Source organism: Tepidiphilus olei (assembly GCF_006980705.1).
Taxonomy (GTDB): Bacteria; Pseudomonadota; Gammaproteobacteria; order Burkholderiales; family Rhodocyclaceae; genus Tepidiphilus; species Tepidiphilus olei.
Genome location: NZ_SBHO01000004.1, coordinates 81,898 through 96,466, shown reverse-complemented (window position 1 = coordinate 96,466; position 14,569 = coordinate 81,898). Strand labels below are relative to the sequence as shown.

Genomic DNA, 14,569 nt, shown 5'->3' with positions numbered 1-14,569 from the left:
ATTCGGGCGGAGGAGATGCGGGCGTTTTGGATTTGACTTGTGCCTCACTCATTTTTTCCCTCTCAGGGTGTGTGGTGTGTGAAACGCAGGGAGTTCGTCAGGCGATGCGCACGAAGCGCCATCGACCGTCGGGGTGGCGCAGCCGTTCGACACGCGCGAGCGCGACCAAGTGGTTGAGGTGGGCGAGCGACTCACCGAGGGCAAACACCAGCTGGTGCGTGTCGAGCGTGCGAGAAAAGAGCGTGGTAATTACTTCGGCCGCCGTCTTCGGCGCGTCGAGCGCGGCTTCGAGCACCGCCAGGCGCTCTTCGTGGTGCGCGCGCAATTGCGCGATGCGTGCATGCAAACCCACGAAGGGCAGCCCGTGCGATGGTAGCACAAGGGTATCCTCGGGCAAGGCTTCGAGGCGAGTCAGTGAACGCAGATAATCGGCGAGCGGGTCGTCTTCGGGGGAGACCGTCCACACGCTGACGTTGGTGGAGATGCGGGGCAGCAGGATGTCGCCGGAGATGAGCAGTTTCTGCGCCGCGCAGTAGAGACTGACGTGTTCGGGGGAGTGCCCCCACCCGGTGATCACTTGCCACGTGCGCCCGCCGATCACTACTTCGTCGCCGTCGTGTAGCCGATGAAAACGCTCCGGCAATTGGGGAGCGCCGCGACGATAGGCGTTGCCGCGTACCGTGATCGCTTCCAGGCGTTCTTCGTCCAAGCCGTGGGCGCGATAGAGGGCGAGGCTCGCGCTCAGCTGGTAGCCTGCGATCTCGTTCCACACGGCGTGGCCAGTGAGGAATTCGGAATGGCTCATCCACAGCTCGATGTTCCATTCGCGCATGAGCCAATCGGCCAGCCCGAAATGGTCGGGGTGAAAGTGGGTGACGATGAGTCGCGAGGGCAGGCGCAGGCGCAGTGCTTCGCGCCAGGCCGCTTGCACCTGGGGCGAGGCAAACCCCGTGTCGACGAGGGCGACCTGGTTCTCGGCGTCGTCGATCAGCCACAGGTTGATGTGATCGAGCGCAAACGGCAGCGGCATGCGCAGCCAGTGTACGCCGGGGGCGACGGTGGTCACTTGCCCGAGCTCGGGGGTGGCCGGGTGCGGATAGCTGAGTTCGGTGTGCATGTGGTAATGTTCCGTTGACGTCAACGGAAATCAGTCTACCGGAAAATCGCGAGGCGAGGATGAGCCGGACAAGGGAATACTTCACCATCTCGGATCTGGCGCGGGAGTTCAGTATCACGCCGCGTACGATCCGCTACTACGAGGATCAGGGGCTGCTGCATCCGCGCCGCGAGGGGAGGGTGCGGGTCTATGATCGCGCCGACCGCACGCGGCTCAAGCTCACGCTGCGCGGCAAGCGCCTGGGGTTGTCGCTCGCGCAGATCAAGGAATTGATCGACATGTACGACGGGCGCCACGATTCGGCGCCGCAACTGCGCCGCTTCCTCAGCGTGCTCGAAGAACGGCGCCGCGCCCTCGAGCAGCAGCGCCGCGACATCGAGGCGGTGCTCGATGAGATCGACATGCTCGAGCGCCAGTGCCTGAGCTTGCTGGGGCACGATGCCCGGGGGGCCGAGGCCGCACGCCAGGAACTGCAGGCGCGCGTCGAGGCCGCCACCTGACGGGGTCTTTGCAAACGCCCCGGTTTGATTTACGTTAACGTCAACGTCAACACCAAAGGAGGGGGAAACATGGAAACGGTCGGGCTCGACTTCGGGCTGGGAGAAACACACGACCTGCTGCGCCAGACGCTGCAGTCGTTCTGTGCGCAGGAGATCGCACCGCGGGCGGCACAGATCGACCGTGACAACGCTTTTCCGCCGGATCTGTGGCGCAAGCTGGGGGAGCTCGGCTTGCACGGCATGACGGTGGCCGAGGAGTACGGCGGCAGCGCCATGGGCTATCTGGCGCACATCATCGCCATGGAGGAGATCTCGCGCGCGAGCGCCGCGGTGGGGCTCTCCTACGGGGCGCATTCGAACCTGTGCGTCAACCAGATCCACCGCAACGGCACCGAGGCGCAAAAGCGCAAATACCTGCCCAAGCTCGTCTCCGGCGAATGGGTGGGGGCGCTGGCGATGAGCGAGCCCGAGGCGGGGTCCGACGTGGTGAGCATGAAACTGCGCGCCGAGAAAAAGGGCGATCGCTACGTGCTCAATGGCAGCAAGATGTGGATCACCAACGGCGGGGACGCCGACGTGCTGGTGGTCTATGCCAAGACCGACCCGGCGGCGGGACCCCGCGGCATCACGGCTTTCATCGTCGAGAAGGGGATGAAGGGCTTTACCGCCGGTAACAAGCTCGACAAGCTCGGCATGCGCGGTTCGAACACCTATCCGCTCTTCTTCGAGAATTGCGAGGTGCCCGAGGAGAACGTGCTCGGCAAGGTCAATGAGGGGGTCAAGGTGCTCATGAGCGGGCTCGACTACGAGCGCGCCGTGCTCGCCGGCGGGCCGCTGGGGATCATGGCCGCGTGCATGGACGTGGTCCTGCCCTATGTGCACGAGCGGCGCCAGTTCAACCAGCCGATCGGCCGATTCCAGCTCATGGAAGGGAAAATCGCCGACATGTATACCACCTGGCAGGCTTGCCGTGCCTACGTCTATGCGGTGGGACAGGCGCTCGATCGCAGCGACCACAGCCGCAAGCTGCGCAAGGACTGCGCCGGGGTCATCCTCTACGCGGCGGAGAAAGCCACCTGGATGGCCGGCGAGGCGATCCAGGCGCTGGGCGGCAACGGCTACATCAACGACTATCCCACCGGGCGGCTGTGGCGCGACGCCAAGCTCTATGAGATCGGGGCGGGGACGTCCGAGATCCGCCGCATGCTCATCGGGCGCGAGCTCTTCGACGAGACGGCCTGATCGTTGACGTTGACGATACTACACGAGGAGAAAGATCGATGACGCAGGACAAACGGGCCGACGACGTGGTGATCGTCGGCGTGGCGCGCACGCCGATGGGAGGGTTTCTCGGGGATCTGGCCGACGTGCCGGCCCCGCGCCTGGGCGCGGCGGCGATCGAGGCGGCGATCGGCCGGGCGGGGATCTCCAAGGAGACGATCGAAGAGGTGTTGATGGGCAACGTGCTGCAGGCCGGCGAAGGTCAGGCTCCGGCGCGGCAGGCGGCGCTGGGCGCCGGGCTGCCGACTTCGGTTGCTTGCACCACCGTGCACAAGGTGTGCGGTTCCGGCATGAAAACGGTGATGCTCGCGCACGACGCGCTCAAGGCGGGTTCCGTGGCGGTGGCCGTGGCCGGCGGCATGGAGTCGATGTCGAACGCCCCTTACCTCTTGCCCAAGGCCAGGGTCGGCCTGCGTCTGGGGCACGGCCAGCTGCTGGATCACATGTTCTACGACGGCCTGGAAGACGCTTACCAGAAGGGCCGGCTGATGGGGACGTTCGCCGAGGATGCGGCGCAGCACTACGGTTTCACCCGTGAGCAGCAGGACGCCTACGCCATCGCCTCGACCGAACGCGCCCAGCGGGCGATCAAGGAAGGGGCGTTCTCTTGGGAGATCGTTCCGGTGAAAATCGCCGGGCGCGGCGGGGAGCGGGTGGTGGAGATCGACGAGCAGCCGCTCAAGGCGAAGCTCGACAAGATCCCCACCTTGAAGCCGGCGTTTCGTGAGGGCGGCACCGTCACCGCGGCCAATTCCTCGTCCATCTCCGACGGAGCGGCGGCGCTGGTGCTCACCACCCGGGCCGAGGCCGAGCGCCTGGGCTGCACGCCGATCGCCCGCATCGTCGGGCACAGCACCTTCGCGCACGAGCCGGCGTGGTTCACCACGGCCCCGGTGGGCGCGATGAAGCGCCTCTTCGCGAAGACGGGCTGGGATCCGGCCGGCGTGGATTGTTTCGAGATCAACGAGGCGTTTGCCGTGGTGACCATGATCGCGATGAAGGAGCTGGGCCTGCCGCACGAGAAGGTCAATATCCACGGTGGCGCCTGCGCCCTGGGGCATCCGATCGGGGCGTCCGGCGCGCGCATCCTCGTCACCCTCATCGGGGCGTTGCGGCGCACCGGCGGGCGGCGGGGTGTCGCGAGCCTGTGCATCGGCGGGGGGGAGGCCACGGCCATGGCGATCGAGCTCGAAGGGGGCGTGGCTTGCGGCTGAGCCCCGTCGCCGGCGAGGCGACCTTGCCGGTCTATCTGAAACTCGTCGCGGCGATGTTGAGCTGGGGTGGAACCTGGGTGGCCGGCAGGGTCGTGGCGCAGGCGGTAGGCACGCCGATCGCCGCGGCGGCGGCGCGTTTCACCCTCGCCGCCCTCGTGCTCGGTGCCGTGATGTTCGCCAAGCGCGAACCGCTCGACGGGTCTGCGCTGCGCCGTGCCTGGCGGCCGATCGTGGGGCTGGCGCTTACCGGCGTCTTCTTCTACAACCTGTGCTTTTTCTATGGCTTGAAGTACGTCGAAGCCGGGCGGGGTGCACTGGTGGTGGCCTTGAATCCGGTGGTGGTGGCGGCGCTGGCGTGGTGGCTCGGCGGCGAGCGCGCCCGTCCGCTGGCGGTGCTCGGGGCCGTGCTCGCCTTCGTCGGCTGCCTCACGGTGATCGGCAACGGTGATCCGCTCGCGCCGCTCGCCGGCCACATCGGCTTGGGTGAAGTTTTGGTGTTGGGCTGCGTCGCCTGCTGGACGGCCTATACCTTCGTGGGGCGGCGTGCCACGCGGCGCATCTCGGCGCTCGCGGCCACTTTCTGGTCCTGTGCCCTCGGGGCCGTGCTGCTGTGGGCGGCGGCCTTTGCCGCCGGCGGCGTCGATTGGGCGCAGTGGAGCCCGGCGGTGTGGGCGGCGGTGGCTTTTCTCGGGGTCTTCGGCACGGCGATCGGCTTTACCTGGTACACCGACGCGGTGCGGGTGCTGGGAGCGGCGCGGGCGGCGATGTTCATCAATCTGGTGCCGGTGGCGGCGGTGCTGATGGCGGCGATCGCCTTGGGGGAGACTGTCGTGCCCTCGGTAGCGCTGGGGGGTGCGGCCGTGCTCGCCGGCGTGTGGCTGACGACCCGGCGCTGAACGAAAACGACGAACGAAAAAGGAGCGAGAATGATCCTGGATTCCGAACACGAAATGATTCGCGACACGATGCGCGCCTTCGCCCAGGAGCGGCTCGCCCCTTTCGCGGCGCACTGGGACCGCGAGCATATCTTTCCCCGCGAGGCGCTGCGGGAACTCGGCGAGCTCGGCGCGATGGGGGTGACGGTGCCCGTCGAATGGGGCGGGGCGGGGCTCGATTACCTGAGCCTGGTGCTGGCGATCGAAGAGATCGCCGCCGGCGACGGGGCGACCTCGACGGTGGTGTCGGTGCAGAATTCGCTGGTGTGCGGCATCACGCTCGCCTATGGTTCGGATCGGCAGAAGCGGGAATGGCTGCCACGGCTCGCGCGGGGCGAGGCGCTGGGCTGCTTTTGTCTCACCGAGCCGCACGTGGGATCCGACGCGGCGGCGATCTGCACCACCGCGGTGCGCGAGGGCGATTCCTGGGTGATCGACGGGGTCAAGCAGTTCATTTCCACGGGCAAGAACGCCGACGTGGCGCTGGTGCTGGCGGTGACCGATCCGGCCGCGGGCAAGAAGGGGATTTCCTGTTTCCTCGTGCCCACCGACACGCCGGGTTATCTCGTCACGCGCATCGAGGAGAAAATGGGGCAGCACGCGAGCGACACGGCGCAGATCACTTTCGAGCGCTGCCGCGTGCCGCTCGATGCGCTGGTGGGCGCCGAGGGCGAGGGCTACAAGATCGCCTTGTCGCAACTCGAGGCCGGACGCATCGGCATCGCCGCCCAGAGCGTGGGCATGGCGCGCGCGGCGTTCGAGGCGGCGTTGCGCTATGCGCATGAGCGCGAAGCCTTCGGCAAGCCGATTTTCGAGCACCAGGCGGTGCAGTTCAAGCTCGCCGACATGGCCACCCGGATCGAGGCGGCCCGCCAGCTGGTGTGGCATGCCGCCAGCCTCAAGGACGCCGGCCGCCCCTGCCTGCAGGAAGCCTCGATGGCCAAGCTTTTCGCCTCCGAGATGGCCGAATGGGTGTGCTCGGCGGCGATCCAGATCCACGGAGGCTATGGCTACGTGAGCGACTTTCCGGTGGAGCGCATCTACCGCGATGTGCGCGTGTGCCAAATCTACGAGGGTACGAGCGAGATCCAGCGCCTGGTGATCGCCCGCGGCCTTTCGCTGTGACAGAATGATCGAGGAGGAGGGGATGAGCCGTATCGTATCGAAGGTGGACCCGCGCGGCGCGGAGTTCGCCGCCAATGCGCAGTGGATGCGCGGCCTGGTCGCGGATCTGGAAGAGAAGGTGGCCCGCGTGCAGCAGGGCGGCGGGGAAGAGGCCCGGCGGCGCCACACCGCCCGCGGCAAGCTGCTGCCGCGCGAGCGCATCGAGCGCCTGCTCGATCCGGGCTCGCCCTTTTTGGAGGTCGGGCAGCTGGCCGCTTGGGGGATGTACGACGACGAAGCCCCGGGCGCCGGCATCGTGACCGGGATCGGCCGGGTGCAGGGCGTGGAGTGCATGATCGTGGCCAACGACGCCACCGTCAAGGGCGGCACCTACTACCCGATCACGGTGAAGAAACACCTGCGCGCGCAGGAGATCGCCCAGCAGAATCGCCTGCCGTGCATCTACCTGGTCGACTCGGGCGGCGCCTACCTGCCGCTGCAGGACGAGGTCTTTCCCGATCGCGACCATTTCGGGCGCATCTTCTACAACCAGGCCAACATGTCGGCCTTGGGCATTCCGCAGATCTCGGTGGTGATGGGCTCGTGCACCGCGGGCGGGGCCTATGTGCCGGCGATGTCCGACGAGACCATCATCGTGCGCAACCAGGGCACCATCTTCCTGGGCGGGCCGCCGCTCGTGAAGGCGGCCACGGGCGAAGTGGTCACGGCCGAGGAGCTCGGCGGGGGCGACGTGCACACCCGCATCTCCGGCGTGGCCGATCACCTCGCCGAAAACGACGCGCATGCGCTCTACCTGGCGCGGCGCATCGTGGCGCACCTCAACGCGCGCAAGCCCGTGGATCTGTCCTGGCACGACGCCGAGGAGCCGGCCTACGATCCGCAGGAGCTCTACGGCGTGGTGCCGCAAGATACGCGCAAGCCCTTCGACGTGCGCGAGGTGATCGCGCGGCTGGTCGACGGGTCGCGTTTCGACGAGTTCAAGGCACGCTATGGCACCACCCTGGTGACCGGTTTCGCCGAGCTCTACGGCTTTCCCCTGGGGATCGTGGCCAACAACGGCATCCTCTTCGGCGAGTCGGCGCAAAAAGGCACGCACTTCATCGAGCTGTGCGCCCAGCGCGGCATCCCCCTCCTCTTCCTGCAGAACATCACCGGTTTCATGGTGGGCAAGAAGTACGAGAATTCCGGCATCGCCAAGGACGGGGCGAAGATGGTCACGGCCGTGGCCACCGCCCAGGTGCCCAAGTTCACTGTCATCATCGGCGGTTCGTTCGGCGCCGGCAACTACGGCATGTGCGGCCGGGCCTATTCGCCGCGATTCTTGTGGACCTGGCCCAACAGCCGCATCTCGGTGATGGGCGGCGAGCAGGCCGCGAGCGTGCTGGCCACCGTGCGGCGCGACGCGATCGAGGCCAAGGGCGGAACGTGGTCGCGCGAGGAAGAAGAAGCCTTCAAGGCGCCGATCCGCGAACAGTACGAGCGCCAGGGGCACCCCTATTACGCCACGGCGCGCCTGTGGGACGATGGCGTGATCGATCCGGCGCAGACGCGGCGCGTGCTGGGGCTGAGCCTGTCGGCGGCGCTCAACGCCCCCATTGCCGAGACGCGATTCGGCCTGTTCCGCATGTAACGGAAAAAATCGAGGAGGAGAGGATGTACGAGACACTGGTGATCGAGACGCGCGGGCCGGTGGCCACGGTGTGGCTCAATCGCCCGGAGGTGCACAACGCCTTCAACGCCAAGGTGATCGAGGAGCTCACGGCCGCCTTCGCGCGGCTCGATGCCGACGCGCAGGTGCGCGTGGTCGTGCTCGCCGGGCGCGGCAAGAGTTTTTCCGCCGGGGGCGATCTCAACTGGATGAAGGCGGCCGGAGCAGCATCCTTCGAGGAGAATCTCGAAGACGCGCGCCGGCTCGCGCGCATGCTGTGGCAGATCGCGCACCTGAGTAAGCCCACCATCGCCCGGGTGCATGGCGCGGCCCTGGGCGGCGGCATGGGGCTGGCGAGCGCCTGCGACATCTGCATCGCCTCGCAGCGGGCGGTATTCGCCACCTCCGAGGTGCGTTTGGGACTCATCCCGTCGGCGATCAGCCCGTACGTGATCCGGGCGATTGGCGTGCGCCAGGCGACGCGCTATTTCCAGAGTGCCGAGCGCATCGACGCCGCCCGGGCCTTTGCCTTGGGCCTGGCGCACGAGGTGGTGGAAGAAGAGGCGCTCGATGCCAAGATCGAGGAGGTGGTGCAGGCGCTGCTCGCCGGCGGGCCCAAGGCGCAGGCGGCGGCCAAGGCGCTCATCGACGCCGTGGCCGACCGTCCGCTCAGCGAGGCGGTGCTCGAAGACACGGCGCAACGCATCGCCCGCTTGCGCGCCACCGACGAGGCGCGCGAAGGGCTGAGCGCTTTCCTGGAAAAACGTCCTGCTGCCTGGGTGCCGCGTCCTTGAGGAGGGAGCAATGTTCCAGAAGATTCTGATCGCCAACCGCGGCGAGATCGCCTGCCGCGTGATCGCCACGGCACGGCGGCTCGGCATCGCCACGGTGGCGGTCTATTCCGATGCCGATCGCAACGCCCGCCACGTGCGGCTCGCCGACGAGGCCGTGTGGATCGGGCCGCCGCCGGCGCGCGAGTCCTATCTCGATATCGAACGCATCCTGGAGGCCGCGCGACGTACCGGTGCTCAGGCGATCCACCCCGGCTACGGATTCCTGTCGGAGAACGAGGACTTCGCCCAGGCTTGTCTCGATGCCGGCATCGTCTTCATCGGCCCGCCGGTGGAGGCGATCCGCAAGATGGGCTCCAAGGCCGAGGCCAAGCGCCTGATGGAGGCGGCCGGCGTGCCGCTCACGCCGGGCTATCACGGCGAGGAGCAGGACCCGGAGTTTCTTTTCGAACAGGCCCGGCGCATCGGCTTTCCGGTGCTCATCAAGGCGAGCGCCGGCGGCGGGGGCAAGGGAATGCGGCGCGTCGATCGGCCCGAAGATTTTGCCGAGGCGCTCGAATCCTGCCAGCGCGAGGCGCGATCGAGCTTTGGCGACGACCGGGTGCTGATCGAGAAATACATCCTGCGGCCGCGGCACATCGAGATGCAGGTCTTCGGCGACAGCCACGGCCAGGTGATCCACCTCTACGAGCGGGATTGCTCGGTGCAGCGCCGCCACCAGAAGGTGCTGGAAGAGGCGCCGGCCCCCGGCATGACCCCCGAGCGGCGCGCCGCCATGGGCGAGGCGGCGGTGGCGGCGGCCAAGGCGGTGGGTTACGTCGGCGCCGGTACGATCGAGTTCATCGTCGAGCCTTCCGGCGCTTTCTACTTCATGGAGATGAACACGCGGCTGCAGGTCGAACATCCGGTCACCGAGATGATCACCGGGCTCGACCTGGTCGAATGGCAGCTGCGCGTGGCCGCCGGCGAACCGCTGCCGCTCGCCCAGGACCAAATCCCGCTCGAGGGGCACGCGATCGAGGCGCGCATCTACGCCGAAGATCCGGCCAAGGGGTTCCTGCCCTCGGTGGGTCGGCTCGTGCACTTGCAGCCGCCGCCCGAGAGCGTGTGGGTGCGGGTGGATACCGGCGTGGAGCAGGGCGACGAGATCACGCCCTATTACGACCCGATGATCGCCAAGCTCATCGTCTGGGGCGAAAACCGCGCACAGGCGCTCACGCGCATGAGGCAGGCGCTGGCGAACTATCGCATCGTCGGCGTGGCGAACAACGTCGAATTCTTGGGAAAACTGGTCGATTCTCCGGCCTTTCGCCAGGCGGATCTCGACACCGGCCTCATCGAGCGCGAATCGGCCTTTCTCTTCGGCGCACCCGAAACACCGCCGCCGGCGGCCTGGTTCGCCGTCTCCTGCGCCGAGCGCCTGGCCGAGGCGCGTCGCATGCAGGAGTTCGCCCGCCGCGCGCCCGACCCCACCTCGCCCTGGCATGCGGTGGACGGCTGGCGCGTCAACGCGCCGGCGCTGCGGCGCTGGCAGTGGCGCTGCGGCGAGGCAACGCGCCGCGTGCAGGCCCGTTGTCTGGGCGAGAAGCTGCAGCTGCAGTTGCTCGACGAGAAGGGGGAGATTCTGGCGAGCGCCACCGCCTGGGGCGCGATGCTCGACGAGGAGAACTTGCGTCTCGAGCTCGACGGGCGGCGGACGACCGTGACCGCGGTGATCGCCGGCAGCCGGCGGCACGTCTTCTTCGATGGCCGCGCCTGGGTGTTCGACCTCTGCGGCCAAGAAGGAGCGGAAGGATCCGGCACCGGGGTCGATGCGGCCGGTCTCACCGCGCCCATGCCGGGGCGGGTGATCGCGGTCAAGGTCGAACCGGGGGCGCGGGTGAGTCGCGGACAAACGCTGGTGGTGCTCGAAGCCATGAAAATGGAACACGCCATCGTCGCGCCGGCCGACGGCGTGGTCGAGGCGGTGCGCTTTGCCGTGGGCGAACAGGTGCCGGACGGGGCCGAGCTGGTCGATTTCGTACCTGCCAAGGAGGAGGCGTGATGGAAGGACCCGCCAAGGTCACGCTCGTCGAAGTGGGGCCGCGCGATGGCCTGCAGAACGAGAAGACCCCGATCGCCCTCGAGCACAAACTGGCGCTGATCGAGCGGCTCGCCGCCTGCGGCCTGAAGGTGATCGAGGCCACCGCCTTTGTTTCGCCCAAATGGGTGCCGCAGATGGCCGATCACGCCGCCGTGATGCGTGCCCTGCGCGAGCGCCGCCGCCCCGGCGTGCGCCATCCGGTGCTCGTGCCCAATCTCCAGGGGCTGGAAGCGGCCCTGGAATCCGGCGTCGACGAGATCGCCATCTTTGGTGCCGCCTCCGAAACCTTCAGCCGCAAGAACATCAATTGCGGCGTCGCCGAAGCGCTGGAGCGTTTCCGCCCGGTGGTGAGCCGGGCGCGCGCGGCCGGAGTGCGGGTGCGCGGCTACGTCTCCTGCGTGGTGGGCTGTCCTTACGAAGGGCCGGTGGCGCCGGAGAAAGTCGCGGAGGTCGCCGCCGCTCTCTTCGAGATGGGCTGTGAGGAAATTTCACTGGGCGACACCATCGGCGTGGGGACGCCGCGGCAGGTGGTCGCCATGCTCGAGGCGGTGGCGCGGCGTGTGCCGCTCGAGCGGCTCGCCGGACATTTCCACGATACCTACGGCATGGCGGTGGCAAACGTCTATGCCGCCTGGCGTTTCGGGGTGGCCACGTTCGACGCCTCCGTCGCCGGCCTGGGCGGCTGTCCCTACGCCAAGGGGGCCTCGGGCAACGTCGCCACCGAGGAGCTGGTCTATCTCTTCGACGGCCTGGGCGTGGAGACGGGCGTGGACTTGAAAGCGCTCATCGAGACCGCCTGGTGGGTGAGTGGGCTGCTCGGGCGCGAACCGGCCTCGCGCGTGGCCCGGGCGCTGGGCGGATCTTGCGCCGCGCCGCAGTCATGACGGTCGTGACCTCGCCCTGCATCGGCGTGTGCCGGCTCGACGAGCGGGCCGGCTGGTGCGTCGGCTGCCTGCGCACGCGCGAAGAGATCGCCCGCTGGCGCGACGCGGACGAGGCCGAGCGCCGCCGTATCCTCGCGGCAGTGGTGCGGCGTCGCGCCGCGCTCGGTGAGGGGGAAGCGAACAGCCAGGCGCTGGATGCGCGGTCGGGTGCCGCGCAACGCGGCGATCCGACGGTGCCGTAGTGCGTTCGAGGCGTTCCATGGAACCCGAATGCGTTGGTATCTGCACGATCGAAGACGGAGTATGCGTCGGCTGCGGCCGGCGCATGTATGGCGAAGAATCGGGAGAAATAATGACGACGCAGACTTTGCCCGAAGGAATGGTGGTGCTGCAGCGCGGCTGGCTGTCGTCGAACTCGGTGCTGCTGCGCGGCACCGACGGCTGGACGCTGGTCGATAGCGGCTATGTGACGAAAGCTGGCGAGACGCTGGCGCTTCTCGAAGCCACGGTGCGGGGCGAGCCCATCGTACGGCTGGTCAACACCCATTCTCATTCGGATCATCTCGGCGGCAACGCCGCGGTGGCGCGGCGCTACGGTTGCCCCATCTGGGTGCCGGAAGGGCTGGCCGATCCCATCGGACGCTGGGACGAAGCTGCGCTGCTGCTGTCCAACGCCGGGCAACGGGCCGAACCTTTCTCCTATTCGGCCACCATCGCCCCGGGCGATACGATTGCGATGGGTCAATGGGAATGGCGTGCGATCGCCGTGCCGGGGCACGACATGCACGCGCTCGCCTATTTCGAGCCGACGCACGGCGTGCTCATCAGCGGCGACGCCCTGTGGGAAGACGGCTTCGGCATTCTCTTTCCTTCCCTGCTCGGCCAGGCCGACGCCATCGCCGCGGCGCGCGAGGCGCTCGCGGCGATCGAACGCTTGCCGGTGCGCTGGGTGATCCCCGGGCACGGCGCCCCCTTTCAGGACGTTGCGGCCGCCCTGCAGCGCGTCTGGGGGCGGCTCGAAGCCTTCGCCAACGATCCCCGGCGCATCGCGCGCAACGCCCTGCGCGCCTGCGTTACCTTCACCCTGCTCGAACGGGGGTGCATGGAGGAAGAAGAGCTGCGTACCACTCTGGCCGGGGTCGAACTCTTCCAACGCGCCCTGGACTGGATCGAACTGACGCCCGAGGAGGCGGTGCGCTGGCTGGGCGACGAACTCGAGCGCGCCGGTGCGATCCGCCGCGCCGAAGGGCAGTGGCAGGCGATGCTGCCGGCCTGAGCGCCCCGCGTGCCCGGGCTCGCCGACGGTGATACGATCGGTCTTTCGGTCTTTTCGGGAGGCGGCATGACGCATCACGAACGATTTCATGAACGCTGCCAGGATTTCCTCAAGGCCACCGAGCGGCTCGCCGATGCTTGTGCCCAACCCTACTCGGAATTTCTCCGCGATTCGGTCATCCAGCGTTTCGAGTTCTGCTGGGAGCTCGCCTGGAAGGTCCTGCGACTCAAGCTGCTCGAGGAGGGAATCGAGGCACTCACGCCCCGCGAAGTCTTCCGTGAGGCCCTGGCCGCGGGGCTGCTGCACGACGGCAACGCCTGGAGCCAAGCCCAGCGCATGCGCAACCTCACCAGCCACACCTACGACGAATCCTTGGCCGAAGAAGTCTATCGCTTCGTCTGCCGCACGGGGTTGCCCCTCTTTCAGGAACTCGCACGGCAGGTGCGCCAATGGTTGCCCAAGTGACCGACCCTTCCGGCCTGTCGGACGAAATCCTCGCCGACCTGTGCCGCGTTTTTGCCCGCCATCCCGGCATCGAGGAAGTGCGCCTCTTCGGTTCACGCGCCAAGGGAACGCATCGCCCCGGCTCCGACATCGACCTCGCCGTGTTCGCCCCCTCGATGAGCGAGGCGGAATTCGCCGCCCTGTGGCAGGAGATCGACGACCTTCCCATCCTCTTCAAGATCGACCTCCTGCACTGGGATCGCCTCGCCAATACAGTCCTCAGGGATAAAATCCGCCGGGAGGGGAGGCGCATTTATCCGCAAGGAAATCCATGATTCCCGAGCGGGTGGTGGAGGAGCAGAAGTCCGGTTCGAAGAGGGGAATGACTGAACCATCGGAGAGGACCCAATGCGCATCGTGCTGGTGAGCGGGCTTTCGGGCTCCGGTAAGACGGTGGCCTTGCGGGCGCTGGAGGACGCGGGGTTCGTGGCCATCGACAACCTGCCGGTGGCCTTTCTCGCACCGGTGGTCGAGCACCTGGCTCGGCAAGGGGTGGGGCAGGTGGCGATCGCCATCGACGCGCGTACTGGTGGGCTGGATGCGTTGCCGGGCACGCTGGAGCGCCTGGCGGGGCAGGGACATGGCGTCGATCTGCTCTTTCTGGAAGCGCGCGACGGGGTGCTGCTCGAGCGCTTTTCCGAGACGCGGCGCACGCATCCGTTGGCGCGCGAAGGACGGCCGCTGGTGGAGGCGATCGCCCTCGAACGGGAGCTGCTCGCGCCGCTGTCGCAGCGGGCGCACCGCATCGATACGAGCGATCTCTCGGCCGGAATGCTGCGCGCGTGGATCCGTGAGTTCGTCTTCGCCGGAGAGGGCGGCTGGCTCACGCTCACCTTCGAATCCTTCGGCTACAAGCACGGGGTGCCGCTCGATGCGGATCTGGTGTTCGACGCCCGCTGCCTGCCCAATCCGTACTACGACAAGGCGCTGCGCCCCTTGACCGGGCGTGACGAGCCGGTGGTGCGCTGGCTGGAGGCGATCCCGGAAGTGGGGGCGATGTTCGCCGAGATTTCCGGTTTTCTCGAGCGGTGGTTGCCGTGCTACGAGCGCGAGCATCGCGCCTATCTCACGGTAGCGGTGGGGTGTACCGGCGGGCAGCATCGCTCGGTCTACCTGGTGGAGCGCCTGGGGCGAGCCTTCGCGGCGCGCGGGCGCGTGGTGGTGCGCCACCGGGATTGTCCGGCCGTGCTTTCTGCCTGAGGGGGCGTCCC

15 protein-coding genes are annotated in these 14,569 nt (G+C 67.7%); 14 read left to right on the top strand and 1 reads right to left on the bottom strand.

The features are described from left to right. Positions 1-97: 97 nt before the first annotated feature. Positions 98-1,117, bottom strand: coding sequence for an MBL fold metallo-hydrolase (locus EPD80_RS06190; RefSeq protein ID WP_142810311.1), 1,020 nt, complete (start codon positions 1,115-1,117; stop codon positions 98-100). Between the two features lie 59 nt (positions 1,118-1,176). Here EPD80_RS06190 and EPD80_RS06185 point away from each other — a divergent pair, with 59 nt between their 5' ends. From EPD80_RS06185 to rapZ, 14 genes are all read left to right on the top strand, one after another. After that, the gene (locus EPD80_RS06185; RefSeq protein WP_142810309.1) at positions 1,177-1,617 is read left to right on the top strand and encodes a MerR family transcriptional regulator; all 441 of its coding nucleotides are present in this window, start codon (positions 1,177-1,179) and stop codon (positions 1,615-1,617) included. A gap of 69 nt (positions 1,618-1,686) precedes the next feature. Continuing rightward, positions 1,687-2,859 (top strand): isovaleryl-CoA dehydrogenase, encoded by a 1,173-nt coding sequence (locus tag EPD80_RS06180; protein ID WP_142804174.1) that lies wholly within the window; start codon positions 1,687-1,689, stop codon positions 2,857-2,859. A gap of 38 nt (positions 2,860-2,897) precedes the next feature. Further along, positions 2,898-4,112 carry an acetyl-CoA C-acyltransferase gene (locus EPD80_RS06175; RefSeq protein ID WP_142810307.1) on the top strand — a complete coding sequence of 405 codons (1,215 nt, stop codon included), beginning with the start codon at positions 2,898-2,900 and terminating at the stop codon, positions 4,110-4,112. Then, positions 4,103-5,008 (top strand): DMT family transporter, encoded by a 906-nt coding sequence (locus tag EPD80_RS06170; RefSeq protein WP_142810305.1) that lies wholly within the window; start codon positions 4,103-4,105, stop codon positions 5,006-5,008. The genes EPD80_RS06175 and EPD80_RS06170 overlap by 10 nt, the downstream gene beginning before the upstream one ends. Before the next feature lie 30 nt (positions 5,009-5,038). Beyond that, a complete protein-coding gene (locus EPD80_RS06165; protein WP_142810303.1) occupies positions 5,039-6,172 on the top strand; it encodes an acyl-CoA dehydrogenase in 1,134 nt (377 codons plus the stop codon). Positions 6,173-6,194: 22 nt separating this feature from the next. Further along, the gene (locus EPD80_RS06160; protein ID WP_142810301.1) at positions 6,195-7,802 is read left to right on the top strand and encodes a carboxyl transferase domain-containing protein; all 1,608 of its coding nucleotides are present in this window, start codon (positions 6,195-6,197) and stop codon (positions 7,800-7,802) included. A gap of 23 nt (positions 7,803-7,825) precedes the next feature. Next, positions 7,826-8,614, top strand: a complete 789-nt coding sequence (locus tag EPD80_RS06155; protein WP_142810299.1) for an enoyl-CoA hydratase/isomerase family protein — start codon at positions 7,826-7,828, stop codon at positions 8,612-8,614. 10 nt (positions 8,615-8,624) lie between these two features. Further along, positions 8,625-10,655, top strand: coding sequence for an acetyl/propionyl/methylcrotonyl-CoA carboxylase subunit alpha (locus EPD80_RS06150; RefSeq protein WP_142810297.1), 2,031 nt, complete (start codon positions 8,625-8,627; stop codon positions 10,653-10,655). Further along, positions 10,655-11,578 carry a hydroxymethylglutaryl-CoA lyase gene (locus EPD80_RS06145; RefSeq protein ID WP_142810466.1) on the top strand — a complete coding sequence of 308 codons (924 nt, stop codon included), beginning with the start codon at positions 10,655-10,657 and terminating at the stop codon, positions 11,576-11,578. The genes EPD80_RS06150 and EPD80_RS06145 overlap by 1 nt, the downstream gene beginning before the upstream one ends. Continuing rightward, positions 11,575-11,820, top strand: a complete 246-nt coding sequence (locus EPD80_RS06140) for a DUF1289 domain-containing protein (protein ID WP_142810296.1) — start codon at positions 11,575-11,577, stop codon at positions 11,818-11,820. The genes EPD80_RS06145 and EPD80_RS06140 overlap by 4 nt, the downstream gene beginning before the upstream one ends. A 17-nt stretch (positions 11,821-11,837) precedes the next feature. Continuing rightward, on the top strand, positions 11,838-12,854 hold the full coding sequence (locus tag EPD80_RS06135) for an MBL fold metallo-hydrolase (protein WP_221928881.1): 1,017 nt from the start codon (positions 11,838-11,840) through the stop codon (positions 12,852-12,854). 66 nt (positions 12,855-12,920) lie between these two features. Continuing rightward, on the top strand, positions 12,921-13,319 hold the full coding sequence (locus EPD80_RS06130; RefSeq protein WP_142810294.1) for an HI0074 family nucleotidyltransferase substrate-binding subunit: 399 nt from the start codon (positions 12,921-12,923) through the stop codon (positions 13,317-13,319). Beyond that, positions 13,304-13,633, top strand: a complete 330-nt coding sequence (locus EPD80_RS06125; RefSeq protein WP_142810291.1) for a nucleotidyltransferase family protein — start codon at positions 13,304-13,306, stop codon at positions 13,631-13,633. Before EPD80_RS06130 ends, EPD80_RS06125 begins: the two co-directional genes overlap by 16 nt. A gap of 73 nt (positions 13,634-13,706) precedes the next feature. Further along, entirely contained in the window at positions 13,707-14,558 is an 852-nt protein-coding gene (gene rapZ, locus EPD80_RS06120; RefSeq protein WP_142810289.1) for an RNase adapter RapZ, read from the top strand. Positions 14,559-14,569 lie beyond the last annotated feature (11 nt).

What these genes read in the sequence shown, in the direction of transcription:
- EPD80_RS06190 (WP_142810311.1), bottom strand. Translation starts at nt 1,117, where the DNA reads ATGCACACCGAACTCAGCTATCCGCACCCGGCCACCCCCGAGCTCGGG.
- EPD80_RS06185 (WP_142810309.1), top strand. Translation starts at nt 1,177, where the DNA reads ATGAGCCGGACAAGGGAATACTTCACCATCTCGGATCTGGCGCGGGAG.
- EPD80_RS06180 (WP_142804174.1), top strand. Translation starts at nt 1,687, where the DNA reads ATGGAAACGGTCGGGCTCGACTTCGGGCTGGGAGAAACACACGACCTG.
- EPD80_RS06175 (WP_142810307.1), top strand. Translation starts at nt 2,898, where the DNA reads ATGACGCAGGACAAACGGGCCGACGACGTGGTGATCGTCGGCGTGGCG.
- EPD80_RS06165 (WP_142810303.1), top strand. Translation starts at nt 5,039, where the DNA reads ATGATCCTGGATTCCGAACACGAAATGATTCGCGACACGATGCGCGCC.
- EPD80_RS06160 (WP_142810301.1), top strand. Translation starts at nt 6,195, where the DNA reads ATGAGCCGTATCGTATCGAAGGTGGACCCGCGCGGCGCGGAGTTCGCC.
- EPD80_RS06155 (WP_142810299.1), top strand. Translation starts at nt 7,826, where the DNA reads ATGTACGAGACACTGGTGATCGAGACGCGCGGGCCGGTGGCCACGGTG.
- EPD80_RS06150 (WP_142810297.1), top strand. Translation starts at nt 8,625, where the DNA reads ATGTTCCAGAAGATTCTGATCGCCAACCGCGGCGAGATCGCCTGCCGC.
- EPD80_RS06145 (WP_142810466.1), top strand. Translation starts at nt 10,655, where the DNA reads ATGGAAGGACCCGCCAAGGTCACGCTCGTCGAAGTGGGGCCGCGCGAT.
- EPD80_RS06140 (WP_142810296.1), top strand. Translation starts at nt 11,575, where the DNA reads ATGACGGTCGTGACCTCGCCCTGCATCGGCGTGTGCCGGCTCGACGAG.
- EPD80_RS06135 (WP_221928881.1), top strand. Translation starts at nt 11,838, where the DNA reads ATGGAACCCGAATGCGTTGGTATCTGCACGATCGAAGACGGAGTATGC.
- EPD80_RS06130 (WP_142810294.1), top strand. Translation starts at nt 12,921, where the DNA reads ATGACGCATCACGAACGATTTCATGAACGCTGCCAGGATTTCCTCAAG.
- EPD80_RS06125 (WP_142810291.1), top strand. Translation starts at nt 13,304, where the DNA reads ATGGTTGCCCAAGTGACCGACCCTTCCGGCCTGTCGGACGAAATCCTC.
- rapZ (WP_142810289.1), top strand. Translation starts at nt 13,707, where the DNA reads ATGCGCATCGTGCTGGTGAGCGGGCTTTCGGGCTCCGGTAAGACGGTG.